This is a genomic window from Rhodococcus sp. C-2 (assembly GCF_027854095.1).
Taxonomy (GTDB): domain Bacteria; phylum Actinomycetota; class Actinomycetes; order Mycobacteriales; family Mycobacteriaceae; genus Rhodococcus_F; species Rhodococcus_F qingshengii.
The window spans coordinates 1-19,208 of record NZ_JAQGFI010000030.1 but is presented as its reverse complement, the minus strand read 5'-3'; the positions used below and the strand labels follow the sequence as shown (position 1 = coordinate 19,208).

The following is a 19,208-nucleotide window of genomic DNA, read 5'->3' as shown; positions in this document are numbered from 1 at the left end:
CTGTCGCGGAGTGGACATCATCGGACTGTTCGGGATATGGGAGTCCATCAACTTCGTGAACGGCGGCGTCAGCTCAGAGTCCACGTCGCGGGATCACACGCCAGGCGTAGATCTGGCAAAGCTCCTTCGACAACACCTGTGAAGACGTCTGTCGGACCAACCGCGTGCGAAACCCACTCCTCTGCAAGTAGCTCCTGCACCTCTGCGTCCTTCGCCGCTTCCGAGTACAGCAGTACGACGCCACCGACCGCTCCGCCAAGCAGAATAGTCAGAATCGATGTTTCGTCTTCCTCGGGACCGAAGTACATCAAACGCGATTCATAGTCGACATCGTGCTTCTGCGACATCGCGTCCAACTTCGCTGCGAGCTCTCCATGGGTGATCTGGCCAGGGTGCGAACCGGCAACCACGACCGCGATGTCGTCCGCGCTCAGCGGACGAAGCCGGTCCGTGTAGTTCACGGAACGACTCGAGTACGACGCCACCAACTCGATAACATCTGGCTGGTCCAAGTCGAGGCTCGTGTCCAGCGGTACGTCAGATTCGGCCTCACCCGAAATCAACGCCAAGGCCACACTCGGAGCCGTTTCTGTCCCACGTGCTGCTCCTGTAGCTCCTACCAGAGCTGCCGCGCCGGCTTTGGACAGCGCCCAGGCCGCCACCACCAGTTCGATGCCACGCAATCCTGTGATCCCCACCGTGTCGCCCGGACCGATCCCAAGATTGATCAGGTGGCGAGCGAGGCGAGATGATCGTGCATCGACCTCGTGGTAAGTCATTTCCTCCTCATCGCACACGACTGCGACAGCATCAGGATCAGCCTCTACGGAATTTGCCAATCGCTGTGGCACGAGTCGGCCCGTCGGAGCGCCAACGGCCGGGGGCGGCGTTGTGTCCACGGAGCCGAGGACTTCTGCTCGTTCGGAGTCGGTGAGCAGTTCGATGTCACCAATCGGACGTGAAGGATCCGAGGAGACCCGATCTAGAACGCGGACGAAGCGCTCGACATGTGCGTCGGCGGTTGCTTGGTCGAAAAGGTCCGCAGCGAAAACCAAATGGCCGAGCAACCCTCCCGTTACCGGATCTGAACTGAGATTGAGTTGGAGGTCGAACTTCGCAGTCGCCTCCACACCCTCGACAGCCGTGATCTTCAAATCCGGCAGACTGAACGAGGCTCCTGCCATCGGTTCGACCGACAGTGCAACCTGGAAGAGCTCGCTCGCTGACGCCGACAAGGCGCCGGTTACTTCCTCGAACGGGATGTCTCCGTTCGCAAATGCCTCGAGATCGACGTTTCGGACGAGCGAGACCAAGTCGCCGAATCCCGCTCCGAGATCCGGAGCGGTCCTGAGTGCAAGCGTGTTGACGAACATTCCGACTATGTCGTCCAGTTGCTGCTCACCTCGCCCGGCCACTACCGTTCCGATCGCGAAATCTCGGCTTCCACTCAACCGTGCGATGAGTACTGCAAGCGCAGCGTGCACAACCATGAACAATGTGGCGTTGTGTTCGCGCGCAATCTCGTTGAGCCGCGCCGCCGTCTCCGCGTTGACGGAGAACTCCGAGACACCGGCACGTGCAGACATCTGCGCGGGTCGCTGACGGTCGGAAGGCAATCCGGGCGTCGACGACACACCGTCCAACGTCCGGCGCCAGAAGTCGAGTTGCCGTGCAGCCTGTGAGCCGACCTCGCCAGCGCTACCGAGTACTTCGCGCTGCCAGATCGCGAAGTCCGCGTACTGAACAGTCAACGGCGTCCACGACGGCGCGGTGCCGCGCACGCGAGCCTCGTAGGCGACCATCATGTCTCGGGCAAGAGGTCCCATCGATTCACCGTCAGCGGCGATGTGATGAGCGACCAAGACGAATATGAAGTCTGCCGGGCCCAACTCGAGCAACCCAGTGCGTACAGGTACCTCCTGAGCTACGTCGAATCCGGTCGTCACCAACTCCACGACGCGATTGAACGCCGCGGCCTCGTCGTCCACCTGAATCGTTTCGAGAGGCGAAAGGAGTTCGTCGATCGCGACGATTTTCTGAACCGGCCCTTCGATGTCACTCGGGTAGCTGGTCCGGAGCGACTCATGTCGAACCAAAACGTCGTGAAGAGCCTGGCGCAAAGCCGCGACATCCAAGTTCCCTGTCAATCGCAGAGCCAACGGAATGTTGTATGCCGCAGAACCGGGATCCATCTGGTTTACCAACCACATTCGCTGCTGGGCCAAGGACAGAGGAAGACGTTCTGGACGTTCCCGCGCCTCCAACTCCATCCTCGCACCGGAACCTGCGGTCTTTTGCGCTACTACAGCCAAACCTTCCACTGTCGAGTTCTCGAACAGCACGCGCACCGGGACCTGCGCATCGAGTGCCTGCCCCAATCTTGCTGCCAACCTGGTAGCGATCAACGAATTACCACCCAGCGCAAAGAAATCGTCATCCAGACCGACCCGCTCCGCGCCCAACACATCTCCGAACACCGACGCAACAATTTCCTGCACCGCTGTGACCGGCGCCCGAAACTCTGCTGCCTCGAATACCGGTGACGGGAGAGCCTTTCGATCCAATTTGCCCGACGCATTGAGTGGAAGCTCGTCGAGGACAAGAACCTTCGAGGGCACCATGTACGTCGGAAGCACGGCCCGGGCAGACTCCAGAACTTCCGACGCATCTACTGCAGTTCCCACGACATACCCGACCAGGCTGTCGCCGAACGTCGCATCGCTGTGCAGGACGACCACCGCATCTGAAACCGCCTCGTGCGAGATCAGAGCAGATTCGATCTCGCCGAGTTCGATACGCTGCCCCCGCAGTTTGACCTGGAAATCCGATCGGCCGATGTACTCGAGCTCGCCCCGACCGTTCCACCTGACGAGGTCGCCGGTTCGATACAACCTGCTGCCGCCATCTGAGGCGCCCCTTTCCCCGCCCGCAAAGGGGTTGGCGACGAAACGCTCCGCCGTCAACGCCGCTCGGTTTCCGTATCCGCGACCGACACCGACACCACCGACATACAACTCGCCGATCACGCCCGGCGGCACCATACCCAACGACCGATCCAGAACGAACAGATCCATGTTCGGCACCGGTGCACCGATCGGAACGCTGACGGTGTCATGCGCAGTCACCGCGTGGAACGAGACCACGTCCGACGCTTCCGTCGGGCCGTAACTGTTCACCACGCGTACTCCGCCTGACAACAAACTGCCAAGACGATTAAGCCGGATCGACTCGCCTCCAAGGAACACAACATCGAGAACGCTCAAAGCAGACTCCTCGTCGGAATCCACCACGGCTTCGAACGCGCTCGGCGACATGTTCGCCACTGCAACGTCACCGTGCCCGACGCGAGCAACGATCGCATCCGGATCGAAACCGTCCGAGGCAAGCACTACGCTCCGACCGCTGCTCAACGCTGCCCAGACGTTCTTCTGCGTCAAGTCGAAACTCGGTGACGACGCGATCAATAGACCACCAGTTTCGGGCAACTCGCTGCGGTACCAGGCCACCGTGTTCTCGATGCCGGCCATCGGCACCAACGTCGGCTTCGGACGACCCGTCGAACCGGATGTCGAAATGACATACCCCAAGCGGTCCCCCGCACCGAGTTCACGCCATCGATCCGTCGGCCTCTCCACCATCGGCGAATCGCGCATGATGCTGTCGAGGACGATCACGTCCACCGCCAGATCGAGAGTCGTCGTACTCACCGCGCATCGGGCACCGGTGTCGGCGATTATCGCTTCGATCCGATCCTGTGGGTACGACGGATCGATCGGCCCGTACGCAGCACCCGCCTTCCACGCCGCCAACATACCTACGACCCACTCGACCGACCTCGGCACGATCAACGCGACGACGTCGTCCGGACCGACGCCGGCCGCCGTCAATCGCTCGGCCACCACGTTTGCGTAGGCGTCGAGCTGCCCATAGGTCAGCGCCTCGCCATCGCACTCGACGGCAAGAGAATCAGGCGTCCGCCCAACCTGTTCTTCGAACATCGCAGTCAAGGACGCGCCTGCCAACGCTGTGCGCCCACCAGCGGACCAGCTGAAAAGGTTGCTGCGCTCAGCAGCGGTAAGTACGTCGATATCACCCAACCGAACTGACGGATCAACAGTGATCTCAGCAAGGATGCGCCCGAACCTGCCGGCAAAGCCTGCCACCGTCGACTCGTCGAACAGATCCGTCGCGTACGTGAACTGCGCCGCCATCCCCGCCGGGGCACCCGCCTCGTCGAACTGCTCGACCATGGTCAGCTGCAGATCGAACTTGGCCGCCACCGTGTTGGCGTCGATTCCCGCAACTGTCAGATCGCCAAGTCGAAGCACCGACTGCTCCATGTTCTGGAACGACAGCATCACCTGGAACAACGGATTACGCGCCTGCGACCGCGCCGGATTGAGCACCTCCACCAACCGCTCGAACGGCAGATCTACGTGCGCAAACGCACCCAGATCGCCCTCACGAACCCGACCCAACAACCCCGAGAACGACTCCGAAGAATCCACCTCGGTCCGCAACACCAACGTATTGACGAACATCCCGATCAAATCATCGAGAACCTGCTCACCACGACCCGCCACCGGAGTACCGATCGCAATATCGGACGTCCCCGACAACCGCGACAACAACACCGCCAACGCCGCATGCACCACCATGAACAAGGACGAATTCGACTCACGGGCAATTTTTTTCAAAGAATGATGCTCTGGCGCGTCGATAACGAAAGCGTGTTTGGCGCCACGATTGGACGCCACCGCCGGCCGCGGACGATCAGCCGGCAAATCCAACTGATCCGGCAACCCCGACAACGCCGACTCCCAGAACCCGATCTGACGCGAAATCAACGACGACGGATCATCTTCCGAACCGAGAGTCTCCCGCTGCCACAACGCGTAATCCGCATACTGCACCGCCAACGGCGTCCACCCCGGCACCTCACCCCGAGAACGAGCCTCGTACGCCACCATCACATCACGCGTCAACGGCCCCATCGACACACCATCACCACTGATGTGATGAACCACCATCGCCAACACGAACTCCGACTCCGACACCGCGAACAACCGCGCACGAACCGGAACCTCCACCGCCACATCGAAACCAGCCGACAAGAACTCCGTCACCGCACCAACGACATCGGACTCCGACACCGCCACCGGCGACAAATCCAACCGCACCCGATCCGCAGACAACACCTCCTGGAACCCGACACCGTCGACCTCCGGATACACCGTCCGCAAAATCTCATGCCGCACAACAACATCCGACACCGCAGCGTCCAACGCCGCCACATCCAACAACCCCGACAACCGAATCGCCACCGGAATATTGTTCGCCGACGACAACGTATCGAAACGGTTCAAGAACCACATCCGCTGCTGCGCCAACGACAACGGCACCCGCTCCGGACGCACCCGAGCCGTCAACGCCGCCCGCGCACCCGAACCAATCTCCGACTCCATCCGCGCAGCCAACAACTCCACCGACGACGCCTCGAACAACACCCGCACCGGAACCTGTGCATCGAGCGCCTGCCCCAACCGAGCGGCCATTCGAGTAGCAATCAAAGAGTTTCCGCCGAGTGCGAAGAGGTCGTCATCCAGACCCACTCGCTCGACCCCGAGTACCGCCGAGAAAACAGAAGCGACAATTTGTTCTACCGGCGTGACCGGGGCCCGGAACACCGCAACCTGGAACACCGGCTCCGGCAACAACTTCCGATCCAACTTCCCAGACGAGTTCAGAGGCAACTCGTCCAAGACCATGATCGCGTTCGGAATCATGTAGACAGGTAGCGATTCAGGAAGCGCATTCCTCAAGACTTCTACGTCGATCACAGAATCCGGGACCGCGATCACATATGCGACCAGCTGATCGCCCGTATCGGTGGATGCCACAGTGACCACACACTGAGCTACCGTCGAATGCGCCAGCAGAGCTGACTCGATCTCACCCAGTTCGATCCTCTGACCACGGAATTTGACCTGAAAATCGGTACGCCCGACATACTCGAGTTCGCCTGCGGTGTTCCACCACACCAGGTCCCCGGTGCGATACATCCGACTGCCACCGGGATTGATTTCACCGTTCGTGTCGCTCGCCTCCACAAATGGGTTCGCGACAAAACGATCACTGGTGAGATCGGGTCGCGCGACGTAACCGCGCGCCAGTTGATCACCGGCCAGATACAGCTCACCCGCAACGCCTACCGGCACCGGCTGCAACCGACTGTCCAACACGTAGACCTGCGAGTTCCACTCGGGCACCCCGATCGGAATCCCTGTTGATTCCGATCCATCGACCTCGTAGTAGGTGATCGAGACCGCAGCCTCGGTTGGGCCGTACACATTGTGCAGGCCTGCAGACGACACCTGAGCGAATGCACGCACCGTCTCGACCGGCAATGCCTCACCGATCACGAATACGTCCCTCAGTGACACCAATGCGTGTTCCGGAACCGAAGTCGCGAAGACGGTCAACATCGATGGAACGAAGTCCGTCAGCGTCACCCGATGATCTTCGATCAGACGAGCCAGATACGCGGGATCTCGATGGCCGTCGTGAGATGCCAGCACCACTCTCGTACCGGACAAAAGCGCAGTGAAGTATCCCCACAACGAGACGTCGAATGTCGTAGCAGTCTTCTGCAAATAGACGTCTTCTGGGCCGATGGCGTACTGATCCTGCATCCACAGGACCTGGTTCACGATGGCGTGATGCGACACCGCAACGCCTTTGGGCTTGCCCGTGGAACCCGAGGTGAAGATCACGTAGGCGGCATTCACATCATGCAGACGACCGCGACGATCAGCATCGGAAATGACTGAAGCCGAGTAGCTCGAAAGATCGACATTGTCGATCAACAGCACGTCGGCGCCGTTCGGCGCTACGAAAGCGTCCCTCGTCGTCGACAGCACACAGACTGGATCGGCCGTCGTGAGGATGTGCCCGATTCGCTCGGCGGGGTGATCGGGATCCAAGGGCACGTAGGCTCCGCCCGCGGCGATCACCGCGTACATACCTACTACCAGATCGAGCGATCGACGCATCGCCAAGGCCACCAACGATTCGGGCCCGACACCATCTTCGATCAGCTTGCGTGCCAATTTGTTCACACGTTCCGACAACTCGCCATAGGTCAGCGACTGGCCGTCGAACACCACGGCAACAGCATCGGGTGCCAACGCAACGCGAGTGTCGAACAGCGAAGCCAATGTCTCACTGTTCCCGACGTCATGTGCGGTGGAGTTGCGCGCAGTCAACAGCGACTCGCGCTCGGCCTCGTCCAACAGCTCGATGTCACCCACGGTGATCGACGGATCCACGACCACCTGTTCGAGGATCCTGGTGAACCGATCGGCGAATCCACGAATCGTCGACTCGTCGAACAGATCTGTGGCGTATGCGAACTCGGCGAACATGCCGTCTTCGAGCGCATCTTCGACGCGGGGAGCGAGAGTAAGTTGAAGATCGAATTTCGCGATACCGGCATCGAACTCGACGCCTGAGACCTCCAATCCCGAAAGCTCCAAAGCATCCTGCGACATGTTCTGGAAGAACAACGCGACCTGGAACAGCGGGTGATGTGCCTGCGATCGGGTGGGATCGAGCACCTCGACCAGCCGCTCGAACGGAACATCGCCGTTGCCGAGCGCCTGAAGGTCTGTCCTCCGCGTTGCCGAGACGAGCGCACTGAACGAACTGGCGAGGTCAACAGGAGTCCGCAGGACCAGTGTATTCACGAACATACCGATCACATCGTCGAGCGCCTTTTCGCCTCGCCCTGCAACCGGAGTACCGATCACGATGTCACTGGTACCGGACAACCTTGCGAGAAGCACGGCGAGGGCCGAATGCACCACCATGAACAGCGATGCGTTCCGCTCGCGTGCGAGTGAGTCCAAGCTCGACCGAATCTCTTCGCTGACGGAGAAGCGATACGTAGCGCCACGATTCGAGGCGACGACCGGGCGGGATCGGTCAGCCGGTAACGCAAGCACTTCCGGAGAATCACGGAGGACGGAGCGCCAGTGGTCCAGCTGAGCCGAGATCAACGAATCCGGGTCGTCCTCGTCGCCGAGGACCTCCCGCTGCCAGAGTGCATAATCGGCGTACTGCACCTCGAGCGGAGTCCAATTCGGAACGCCGTTCGAAACCCGAGCGGTGTAGGCAACCATGACATCCCGAGTCAACGGGCGCATCGAGAAGCCGTCCGCTGCGATGTGGTGCACAACGAAGGCCAGAACGTACGAATCCTCTGCAAGTTCGAACAACCCGACTCGAACCGGAACGGTTGACGTCACGTCGAAACCCTGGAGCGCGAAACTCAGAAGTTCGTTGTGAATATGCGAGGCGTCGATGACCTTCGGTGTCAGTTCAACCGGCACCTCGGACGACGGGAGGACTACCTGGTGTCCTTGTCCACCTTGCTCCGGATAGACGGTCCGGAGCGACTCGTGGCGTTCGATTACATCAGAAATCGCATGCCTCAGCGCCGAAACATTCAGGACGCCTTTGATATTCAATGCGATTGGAATGTTGTTGACGGCAGAATCAGGATCGAAGCGGCTGAGGAACCACATTCGCTGCTGAGCTAGTGAGAGTGGGATCAACGCCGGCCGTGGGCGGGCCACGAGCGCGGTCCTCCCTCCTGCCCCTGCGATCAACTCAACCTGCGCTGCCAAACCTTCGACAGTCGAAGCATCGAACAACACCCTCACCGGAACCTGAGTGTCGAGCGCTTGACCTACGCGAGCCACCAACTGCGTTGCGACCAAAGAGTTTCCGCCGAGCTCGAAGAAGTCGTCATCCAGACCGACCTGTTCCAACCGGAGAACATCTCCGAAGACGCCGGCCACAGCGATTTCGGCGACACTCGACGGTGCCCGAAACTCGCGCGCCACGAACACCGGATCCGGAAGAAGCTTCCGATCCAACTTCCCCGACACACCCAACGGCAACTCTTCCAGCACCATCACCACCGCCGGCACCATGTAACCCGGCAGACGACCCGCAACAACTCTCTTCAACTCGTCAACGTCCACCACACCACCAGCGGCCGTAACGTACGCAACCAACACATCCTCACGCACAACCACAACTACCGACGACACCGACTCGTGCTCACGAATCACCGACTCGATCTCACCGAGCTCGATCCGCAAACCGTGCAACTTCACCTGAAAGTCACTACGCCCGATGTACTCCAACTCGCCCGACGCAGTCCACCGCACCACATCACCGGAGCGATACATCCGCCCACCATCACCCGAGAACGGATTCGCCACAAATCGATCCGACGACAAATCCGGCCGACCCACATACCCACGAGCCAGCTGAACACCCGCCAGATACAGCTCACCCGCAACACCTACCGGCACCGGACTCAATCGAGAGTCCAGAACAAACACCTGCGTATTCCATACCGGAGCACCGATCGGCACCCCCAGAACATCCGCCGGCACCACCTCGTGGAACGTCACATCCACCGCCGCCTCGGTCGGACCATACAAATTGTGCACCCCGACACCCGGCAACACAGCCCACACATCGGCAACAACACTCGCCGGCAACGCCTCACCTGACGCGAACACCCGAGTCAGCGAAACACACGCAGCCACAGACGAATCCGTCACGAAAACCTCGAGCATCGACGGCACGAAATGCACCGTCGTCACACCCTCCCCCACAATGACCGACGTCAAATACCGCGGGTCACGATGCCCATCCGGCACAGCCACCACCAACCGAGCACCAACCTGCAACGGCCAGAAAAGCTCCCACACCGACACATCGAACGTGAACGGCGTCTTCTGCAACACCACATCCGACGAATCCAACCCGTACTCGTCCTGCATCCACGCCAACCGATTCACAATCGCCGCATGCGAAACCGACACACCCTTCGGACGCCCCGTCGACCCCGACGTGAAAATCACATACGCCGCATTGCCCGACCGCAAAGGCGAGACCCGATCGATATCCGAAACAGAGTTATCCGAAAAACCAGACACATCAACAACATCAACCTCGACCACCGGTACCACACCGGCATCGAATCCAACGTCAGAGGTACTGATCACGCATACCGGCGACGCCGACTCCAACACGTACGCATTGCGCTCCGCAGGCTGATCCGGATCCACCGGAACATACCCACCGCCAGCCTTGAGCACGCCGTAAACCGCAACCAACAAATCAACCGACCGACGTACCGCCACACCCACCAACGACTCCGGTCCCACACCCACCGAAACCAGGTACCGGGCAAGACGATTCACCCGCGAATCGAACTCCGCATATGACAGCGAAACACCCTCGAACGACACAGCTACCGAATCCGGCGACGCCGCAACCTGAGCATCGAACACGTCCACCAACGACACATCCGCAACCTCATGCGCAGTGCCATTCCACGACTCGAGCACCAAAGATCGCTCACCCGAATCGAACATATCCACATCACCAACCCGAACCGAGGGATCGGCAACCACTGCTTCGAGAACTGAAATCAACCGCTTTCCGATTGATTTGGCAGACGACTCGTCGAACAGGTCGGTCGCATAGACCAGTGCGACGGTCAAACCACCGACCTTGTCCGCGGTATCAGATTCCCACACAGTGAATTGGAGGTCGAACTTCGCGGCCGACGACTCTACGTCCAGTCCGGAAATGCGCAGTCCCGGAACCTCCAGACTTTGCTGCATGCTCTGTCCCAAGTTCTGCAGCGAGAGCATCACCTGGAACAACGGGTTCCGTGCCTGAGACCGGGCGGGGTTGAGTACCTCCACCAGTCGTTCGAATGGCACATCGGCGTGCCCGAAGCCGCTGAGGTCGGATTCGCGCGCCCGCGAAATCATGTCCCGTGCCGAAGCTTCGAGATCAACCTCCGTGCGGAGGACGAGTGTGTTGACGAACATTCCGATCAGGTCGTCGAGAGCTTGATCGCCTCGACCGGCGACCGGAGTGCCGATCACGATGTCCGAAGTCCCCGACAACCGCGCCAGCAGAATCGCCACGGCACTGTGCAACACCATGAACAGAGATGCGTTGTTGTCGAGCGCAATTCGATTGAGAGCCTGGTGGAGATCCGGCTCGATCGTGAATGTGTGCCCGGCTCCCCGGTTCGACGCGACGCGCGGGCGCGGGCGGTCCGACGGAAGATCGAGCTGATCGGGGATACCGGCCAACGCGTGGCGCCAGTAGTCGACCTGGCGAGTGATCAGAGAATCCGGGTCGTCTTCACTGCCGAGAACCTCGCGCTGCCACAGTGCAAAGTCGGCGAACTGTACGGGCAGCGGAGCAAGATCGTGCGAAATTCCCTGTGTCCGAGACACATAAGACGAAACGATGTCCTTGGTCAACGGTCCCATGGAGAACCCGTCACCGCTGATGTGATGGACGACGAACACGAGGACGAATTCGTCGGCGGCGAATTGGAAGAGTGCCGCCCGAATCGGAACCTCGGTGGTCACGTCGAATCCCGGAGTCACGAAGTCGGTCACGCGCTCGACGATCGCCGACTCGTCCACCCGTATGGGAGTCAGGTTCGGTACCACGGCTGCAATGTCGACCAGGCGCTGATATCCGACGCCGTCGACCTCCGGGTACACAGTCCGAAGGATCTCGTGCCGCTCGATCAAATCCTCGAGTGCGCCTTGCAACGCATCGACATCGAGCGCTCCGCTGAGCCGCAGCGCGACCGGAATATGGTCGACTGCCGATTCTGGTTCGAATCGATTGAGGAACCACATGCGCTGCTGTGCCAAAGACAGCGGAACCAACTCGGGGCGCTCGCGAGGGATCAGGGGAACGTGAGCCTTGCGGTCTTCTGAGATTTTCGCTTCGTCGATGAAGACGGCAAGTTCTGCGGCGGTGGGTGCGTCGAAGAAGTTGCGCATGTCGATGGCGATGCCGTGTTCGGCATTGATCCGCGCAACCACGCGAGTGGCGAGCAATGAGTTGCCGCCCAGTTCGAAGAAGCCGTCATCTGCCCCTACCCGATCCTGCCCGAGTAGATCGGCAAAGATCGCGACCACACCGGCTTCGGTGGGTGTCGCGGGCTCGCGATACTCAACCGTCTTCGACGCGAATTCGGGTGTGGGCAAAGCCTTTCGATCCAGTTTGCCGCTGGCGTTGAGCGGAAACTCGTCCAGTTCGACGAACATGGCAGGGATCATGTAGTCGGGTAGCCGTTCGCCAAGCGACGACGTCAGATTCTCAGAATCGATACCCTCGGCGACGATGTAGGCCACCAAGTTGTCACCGATCGTTTCGTCCGAATGGACGATCACCACGGCTTGGGAAACACCTTCGCAATCGAGCAGTGCCGCCTCGATCTCACCGAGCTCGATGCGCAGACCGCGGAGCTTGACCTGAAAGTCGGTGCGACCGATGTATTCGAGCTGACGGTTCGCTCCGGCACCGCGCCAGCGCACCAGGTCTCCGGTTCGGTACATCCGGGATCCGTCAGTAGCGCCGGGCCGCGCCACGAAGCGGTCTGCCGTGAGATCGGGACGCGACACGTATCCCCTGGCCAGCTGAATCCCGGCAAGATAGAGCTCTCCTGCTACACCCGACGGCGAGGGCCGCAGCGCATCGTCGAGCACCAGGAGCTCGGTGTCCGCAACTGCTGCACCGATCGGCACCGACACCTGATCCTGCTCGCCGGTTTCGTAATAAGTCACGTCGACGGCGGCTTCGGTCGGGCCGTACAGGTTGTGGAGTCCAGCGCTGCTGACCTCGCGCAGCCGTGCCGCCGTTCGAGCCGGCAACGCCTCACCGGAAGCGAACACGTAGCGAAGGGTTTTGACCTGCGCAACAAGGGGTTCGGCGACGAACACGGCGAGCATCGACGGCACGAAGTGCACCGCCGTCACTCCGCGCTCGATCATCGTGCGAGCCACGTACACCGGATCACGATGTCCGTCGGGTTCCGCGATCACCAGCGATGCACCGACCTGCAGCGGCCAGAAGAACTCCCACACGGACACATCGAAAGTGAAGGGTGTCTTCTGCAAGATCACGTCGTCGGCAGTGAATCCGTACTCGGTCTGACGCCATTGCAGGTTCGCGACGATGGCACGGTGAGAGACTGCAACGCCTTTGGGGCGTCCGGTCGATCCGGACGTGAAGATGACATACGCAGTGTTGTCCGCGCGCAGCGGCGCCAACCGGTCGGCGTCGGTGACAGTTGTCTCGGCACGACCCGACAAGTCGAGGGTGTCGACGTCGAGCGTGGGCGTGCCGTGCGGCAGCACCACGGCATCGGACGTACGTGTGAGCACAGCCGTGGGCTTCGCGATCTCGAGTACGTAAGCGAGACGGTCGGCAGGATGATCCGGGTCGAGTGGAACGTACGCGCCGCCGGCCTTGACGATCGCGTACATCGAGACGAGGAGATCGATCGATCGACGCATTGCGAGACCGACGAGGCTGTCCGGTCCGACACCTGCCGCGACGAGTTCACGGGCCAGGCGGTTCGCCCGCGCGTCGAACTGCGCGTAAGTGAGCTGCGTTCCGGCGTAATCCAGCGCGAGCGCATCCGGCGTCCGCTCGACCTGCTCGTCGAAGAGTCCTGCGAGGGTCACGTGTGCATCGGACTCCGACGCGACCTCCACGATCGAAGTGCCGTCGGTGATGAGACGGTCGACCACCGCGCCGAGACCGTCGGCCTCGCTGCCGATCAGCTCTGGCAGCACCGTGGAAACGACAACAGGAACCAGGGCATCCGCCCCCAATGCCCCACCCATCGCGGTGTCGAGAGTGACCAACTCGTCATTGAGTCGTCCGTAGCTGATTTCGGTTCCACCGTGGCTCAGAGCCACACGATCAGGATCTACCGCCGCAACTGCAGCCACCAACTTCGGCAGATCTTCGATCGTCAGCGACTGCGGTCCCGGAATACCGACGGACATCTACACTTCCTCCAACTGACTTTCGTGAAGTGCGCCCCGGTCGAGCACAGCGTTCTGCTCGGCCGGAGGCGTTCACTGGGCAAATACTGAATGTTACCCGGCCGTACCCCCACGGCCCGCTGACACCGACTGTGCGTCAGCTATCACCGAGCTCACAAGTGTGGCGAGACCGTCGACGCCAAGTGCCGGCAGGATGCCCGGAACAAGTCCGGCGAGCGACACAGAAACCAGAGCATCGGGGGCGAGAGCAGCCCCCATGGCGGTACGCATGGCAACGAGCTTGGTCGACAACTCACCGAAGGTGACAGCCTGATCACCGTGGGTGAACGCAATTGCCTCAGGATCGACGGCCGCCGCTGCGGCTGCCAGTTCGGGTAGGTCTGCCGCGGACTTCGGCTCGGCAGCGCTCGCTTCCTCGCGTTCCTGCTCGGTCACGATGTCGATCGTGCGAATCACGACCCCGGGATCGGTCACCAGTTCTTCGAGCACCCGCCCGAATCGCGCCGCAAAAAGCGCGATGGTCGATTCGTCGAACAGGTCGGTCGCATAGGTGAAACGCATCCTCAGCCCGGACAGCACCCCGGCATCGTCGAATTGCTCGATACCGGTGAGCTGCAGATCGAACATCGCCTGGTCGAAACCGTTGTCGACCGCAGAGAGCTCGAGGCCCGGGAGCTGGAACGTACCGAGAGCCATGTTCTGGAAGGTGAGCATGACCTGGAAGAGCGGCGAGTATGCGTGAGAGCGCTCTCGCCCCAGTTCGTCGACCAACCGCTCGAACGGTACGTCGGCATTGGCGAATGCCGACAAGTCCTTGTCCTTCACGTGTGCCAGAACGTCGACGAACGTCGAAGCAGGCGCGATCTCTGTTCGCAAGACCAACGTGTTGACGAACATCCCGACAAGATCGTCGAGCGCCCGCTCACCTCGACCCGCGATCGGCGTCCCGATTGCGATGTCGTTCGATCCACTCATCTTCGCCAGCAGCACGGCCAGGGCAGTGTGAACCACCATGAAGACTGTCGAGTTCTGCTCCCGTGCGATCGTCGCGAGCCGGTTGGTGGTCTCGGAATCGACGGCAAACTCGAATTCCGCACCGCGCATGCTGGCCCGCGCCGGCCGCGGCCGGTCGGTCGGCAGTTCCAGAAGCTCCGGAGTGCCCTTGAGCTCGTTCACCCAGTACGCGAGTTGACGGCCCAGCTGACTGTCCGCGTCCTCCGGCGATCCGAGGACATCACGCTGCCACAGCGTGTAGTCGGCGTACTGCACCTCGAGCGGAGCCCACTCCGGCGTCTCCCCGCCGGTACGTGCGGTGTACGCAACCATGGTGTCTCTGATCAACGGAGCCATCGAGAAGCCGTCACCGCTGATGTGGTGAATGACAACGACGAGGACCCGCTCGGATTCGTCGACCTCGAAGAGACGGATTCGCAACGGAACGGCTGTCGTGACATCGAAGCCCTCGCGAACTGTGTCAGCCACCTGCTCGGCGACCGACGCTTCGTCGGTTGCGATCACCTCCAGTCCCACCGCCGCTGCGGAGCGAGGCAGGATCATCTGAACCGGTCCGTTGCCCCGGTCCGGGTATACCGTCCGGAGCACTTCGTGACGCTCGATCAGATCCGACACCGCTGAGTGAAGTGCGTCGACATCGAGTGCGCCGGACAGCCGGATCGCGACGGGGATGTTGTACGCACCCGAGGTCTTGTCGAACTGATTGAGCACCCACATACGTTGCTGCGCCAACGACAGCGGAATCTCGTGCGGACGCACCTGAGCCACCAACGGTGGGCGGCCACCAGATCCCGCGTGTTCGAGAACCCTCGACGCCAATGCCCCGACAGTCGACGCCTCGAAGATCACGCGGACCGGAATCTGCGCGTCCAACGCCTCACCCAGCCTCGACACGACCTGCGTCGCGACGAGAGAGTTTCCGCCGAGCTCGAAGAAGTCGTCGTCGAGTCCGACCCTCGCCACACCGAGTACGTCAGCGAACACACCCGCCACGATCTCTTCGACGGGGTTGGTCGGCGCACGGAATTCGGTCGCCTCGAATTCGGGGTCGGGCAGGGCTTTGCGATCGACCTTGCCGTTGATGTTGAGCGGTAGTTCGTCCAAGACCATCAATGCCGCCGGCACCATGTAACTCGGCAACTCAGCCACAAGAGTCCGCTTCAAGGTTTCGACATCGATGCTTTCCCCGCTTTGAGGAACGACGTAGCCGACAAGTCGATCACCGGTACGCGCATCCGACTTGGCCACCACCACCGCGGAGTCCACGCTGGCCTGCTTGCGAAGAAGCGCTTCGATCTCACCGAGTTCGATGCGGTAGCCACGGATCTTGACCTGGAAGTCGGCGCGCTCCACGTAGTCGAGTTCGCCGTTCTCCGTCCACCGGACGAGGTCGCCCGTGCGGTACAACCGCGAACCCGCGTCACCGAAGACGTTGGCCACAAATCGTTCCGACGTCAGATCCGCGCGCCCGTGATAGCCGCGAGCAAGCTGGGCACCGGCGAGGTAAAGCTCCCCGGTGACTCCGACGGGGACCGGATGCAAACGTGTGTCGAGCACGAACACCTGCGTGTTCCATTCGGGGGCACCGATCGGCACCGAGGTCGTATCGTCCGAGCCGACGACGTGCGCTGTCACCGAGACTGCGGCCTCGGTCGGACCGTACAGATTCACCAACTGGGCGTCGCTGAGTTCTGCGAACTCGGTCGCGGTCGCGGCCGGCAACGCTTCACCGATCGCGAGCACCTGACGGAGGGATTCCGGAAGACGATTTTCGGACGCCGACTGCAACATCGCGAGCATCGACGGCACCACGTGGAGCGTCGTGACCTTCTCCCGAGTCATCAGGTCGAGCAGGTAGCTCGGGTCCTTGTGACCTTCGGGTTCGGCGATGACCAGTCGTGCACCGGAAGTCAGTGCCGACCAGAACTCCCAGACCGAGAGGTCGAACGTTGCCGCGGTCTTGAGCACCATCGCATCGGATCGGTCCAGGCTGTACTGATCGCGCTTCCAGAGAATCTGGTTGACCACCGCCTGATGCGAGATCGCGACGCCCTTCGGTCGCCCCGTCGATCCCGACGTGAAGATCACGTAGGCGGTGTTGCCCACTCGCAGTGGAGCAATACGATCCGCATCGGTAACCGTCGCTCCCGGGTAGGACGCGAGATCGATCGTGTCCACCTCGATCACGGAATCACCGAACGCCGGATTCTTCGCAGTGGTCGAGGCAGTGAGGACGCAGACCGGATCTGCCATGGTCAACACGTACTCGATGCGGTCCGCCGGGTGGTTCGGATCGATCGGTACGTATCCACCACCTGCCTTCACCACCGCGTACATGGCGACCAACAGTTCGACCGATCGCTCGATTGCCAACGCGACCAACGACTCCGGACCGACACCGGTTGCAATCAGATGGCGTGCGAGACGGTTGACACGTGCATCGAACTCGGCGTAGGTCAGCGACGTGTTCCCGGCGATCACTGCCACCGCACCCGGGTTCGAACCGACCTGCTCGTCGAACAGTTCGACCAGAGTGACTCCCGGGACGGAGTGATCGGTCTCGTTCCAGCGGTTCAGGATCCGGTCGCTCTCGGACGAATCCAGCAGCGCGAAGTCGCCGACGGTCAACGACGGATCGGACGCGATCTCCGCGAGCAATCGCACGAATCGATCGGCGAAGTCCTGCACGGTCGACTCGTCGAACAGATCATGCGCGTAGCTGAACATCGACGTGATGCCGGCTGCAGATCCGTTCGCGTCGTACCGATCACTGACGATCAACTGAAGATCGAACTGCGCGACCCCGTTGTCGATATCGACGCCCTTGACGGTGAGCCCCGGAAGCTCGAGCCCTCCGGTTTCCATGTTCTGGAAGAGGAAGCCGACCTGATAGAGCGGATGACGAGCGGTCGAACGCGGTGGGTTGAGCACCTCCACGAGTCGCTCGAAAGGAACGTCCGAATGTGCAAATGCTTGAAGGTCGGTCTCCCTGACACGTCCGAGCAGGTCGAGGAACGGCGCGCCGCTGTCGATCTGCGTACGGAACACCAAGGTGTTCACGAACATGCCGATGAGATCGTCGAGTGCCCGCTCACCACGTCCTGCAATGGGTGTACCCACCGCGATGTCCTCGGTTCCGGACAGTCGAGCCAACAACATCGCGAACGCAGTGTGCGTGAGCATGAACAGCGTCGAATTGTTTGCCCTGGCAAGACCGCTCAACCGAGCATGCAACTCTGCATCGATATCGAAGTGCAGGTAACCGCCGCGGAAGGACTGCGTCGCGGGGCGCGGCCGGTCGGCGGGAAGTGCAAGCTGATCAGGCAGCCCGGCAAGAGCATTGCTCCAGTACGCAATCTGCTGCGAAGCAATAGATCCCGCGTCTTCCTCACTGCCCAGCACCTCTCGCTGCCACAGGCTGTAGTCGGCGTACTGAACGTCGAGAGGAGCCCAGGACGGTGTGTACCCGGCAACCCGCGAGGCGTATGCGGTCACGACATCCCGAGCGAACGGTGCCATCGAGGAACCGTCGGCGGAAATATGATGAATCGCGACACCGAGTACGTATTCGTCGGAAGCCAACTGGAACAACCGGATACGAATCGGAATCTCGCGTGTGACGTCGAAGCGCGTCGACGCCAGCGCGACCAACTCACCTTCGAGTTCGTCCACGCCAGTCGGTTCTGCGACGATTTCGTCCGACCAACTCGACACGGGCTTGACGACCTGCACCGGACCGTCTCCGATTTCCGGGTAGACGGTTCGAAGTGATTCGTGCCGCCCGATCACATCAGAAATCGCCGCGCTCAGCGCCGAGACGTCAAGATCGCCCTGAAGGCGCAGCGCCATCGGGATGTTGTATGCCGCTGCACTCCCGTCGAATCGGTTGAGGAACCACATACGCTGCTGCGCCAACGAAAGCGGAATCCGCTCTGGCCGCTCGACCGCGGTCAGCGCGACTCGCCCACCCGACCCGGTCCGGCTTTCGGCGTGCGCTGCGAGATCCTGCACCGTGGATGCTTCGAACAGAACTCGAACCGAAAGTTCGGTGTCGAGAGCGTCGGCGATTCGTTTGATCGTGCGAGTGGCGTTGAGAGAGTTGCCGCCGAGCTCGAAGAAATCGTCATCGAGACCCACACGATCAACACCCAACACCTCGGCAAACACCGACGCAACGATCTCCTCCACCGCCGTCACCGGAGCCCGGAACACCGCAACCTCGAACACCGGCTCCGGCAACAACTTCCGATCCAACTTCCCCGAAGCATTCAACGG

Annotated in this window: 2 protein-coding genes; both read right to left on the bottom strand. The window is 61.2% G+C overall.

Features of this window, described 5'->3' with window-relative positions; translation table 11 throughout:
• Positions 1–68: 68 nt before the first annotated feature.
• The gene (locus tag PCS43_RS33150) at positions 69–13,919 is read right to left on the bottom strand and encodes a non-ribosomal peptide synthetase (RefSeq protein WP_209908045.1); all 13,851 of its coding nucleotides are present in this window, start codon (positions 13,917–13,919) and stop codon (positions 69–71) included.
• 93 nt (positions 13,920–14,012) lie between these two features.
• Positions 14,013–19,208, bottom strand: a 5,196-nt coding sequence (locus PCS43_RS33145; protein WP_442972516.1) for an amino acid adenylation domain-containing protein, incomplete at its 5' end; no start/stop codon positions are given.

Coding starts and splice junctions, on each gene's coding strand:
- PCS43_RS33150 (WP_209908045.1), bottom strand. CDS start 13,919: ATGTCCGTCGGTATTCCGGGACCGCAGTCGCTGACGATCGAAGATCTG.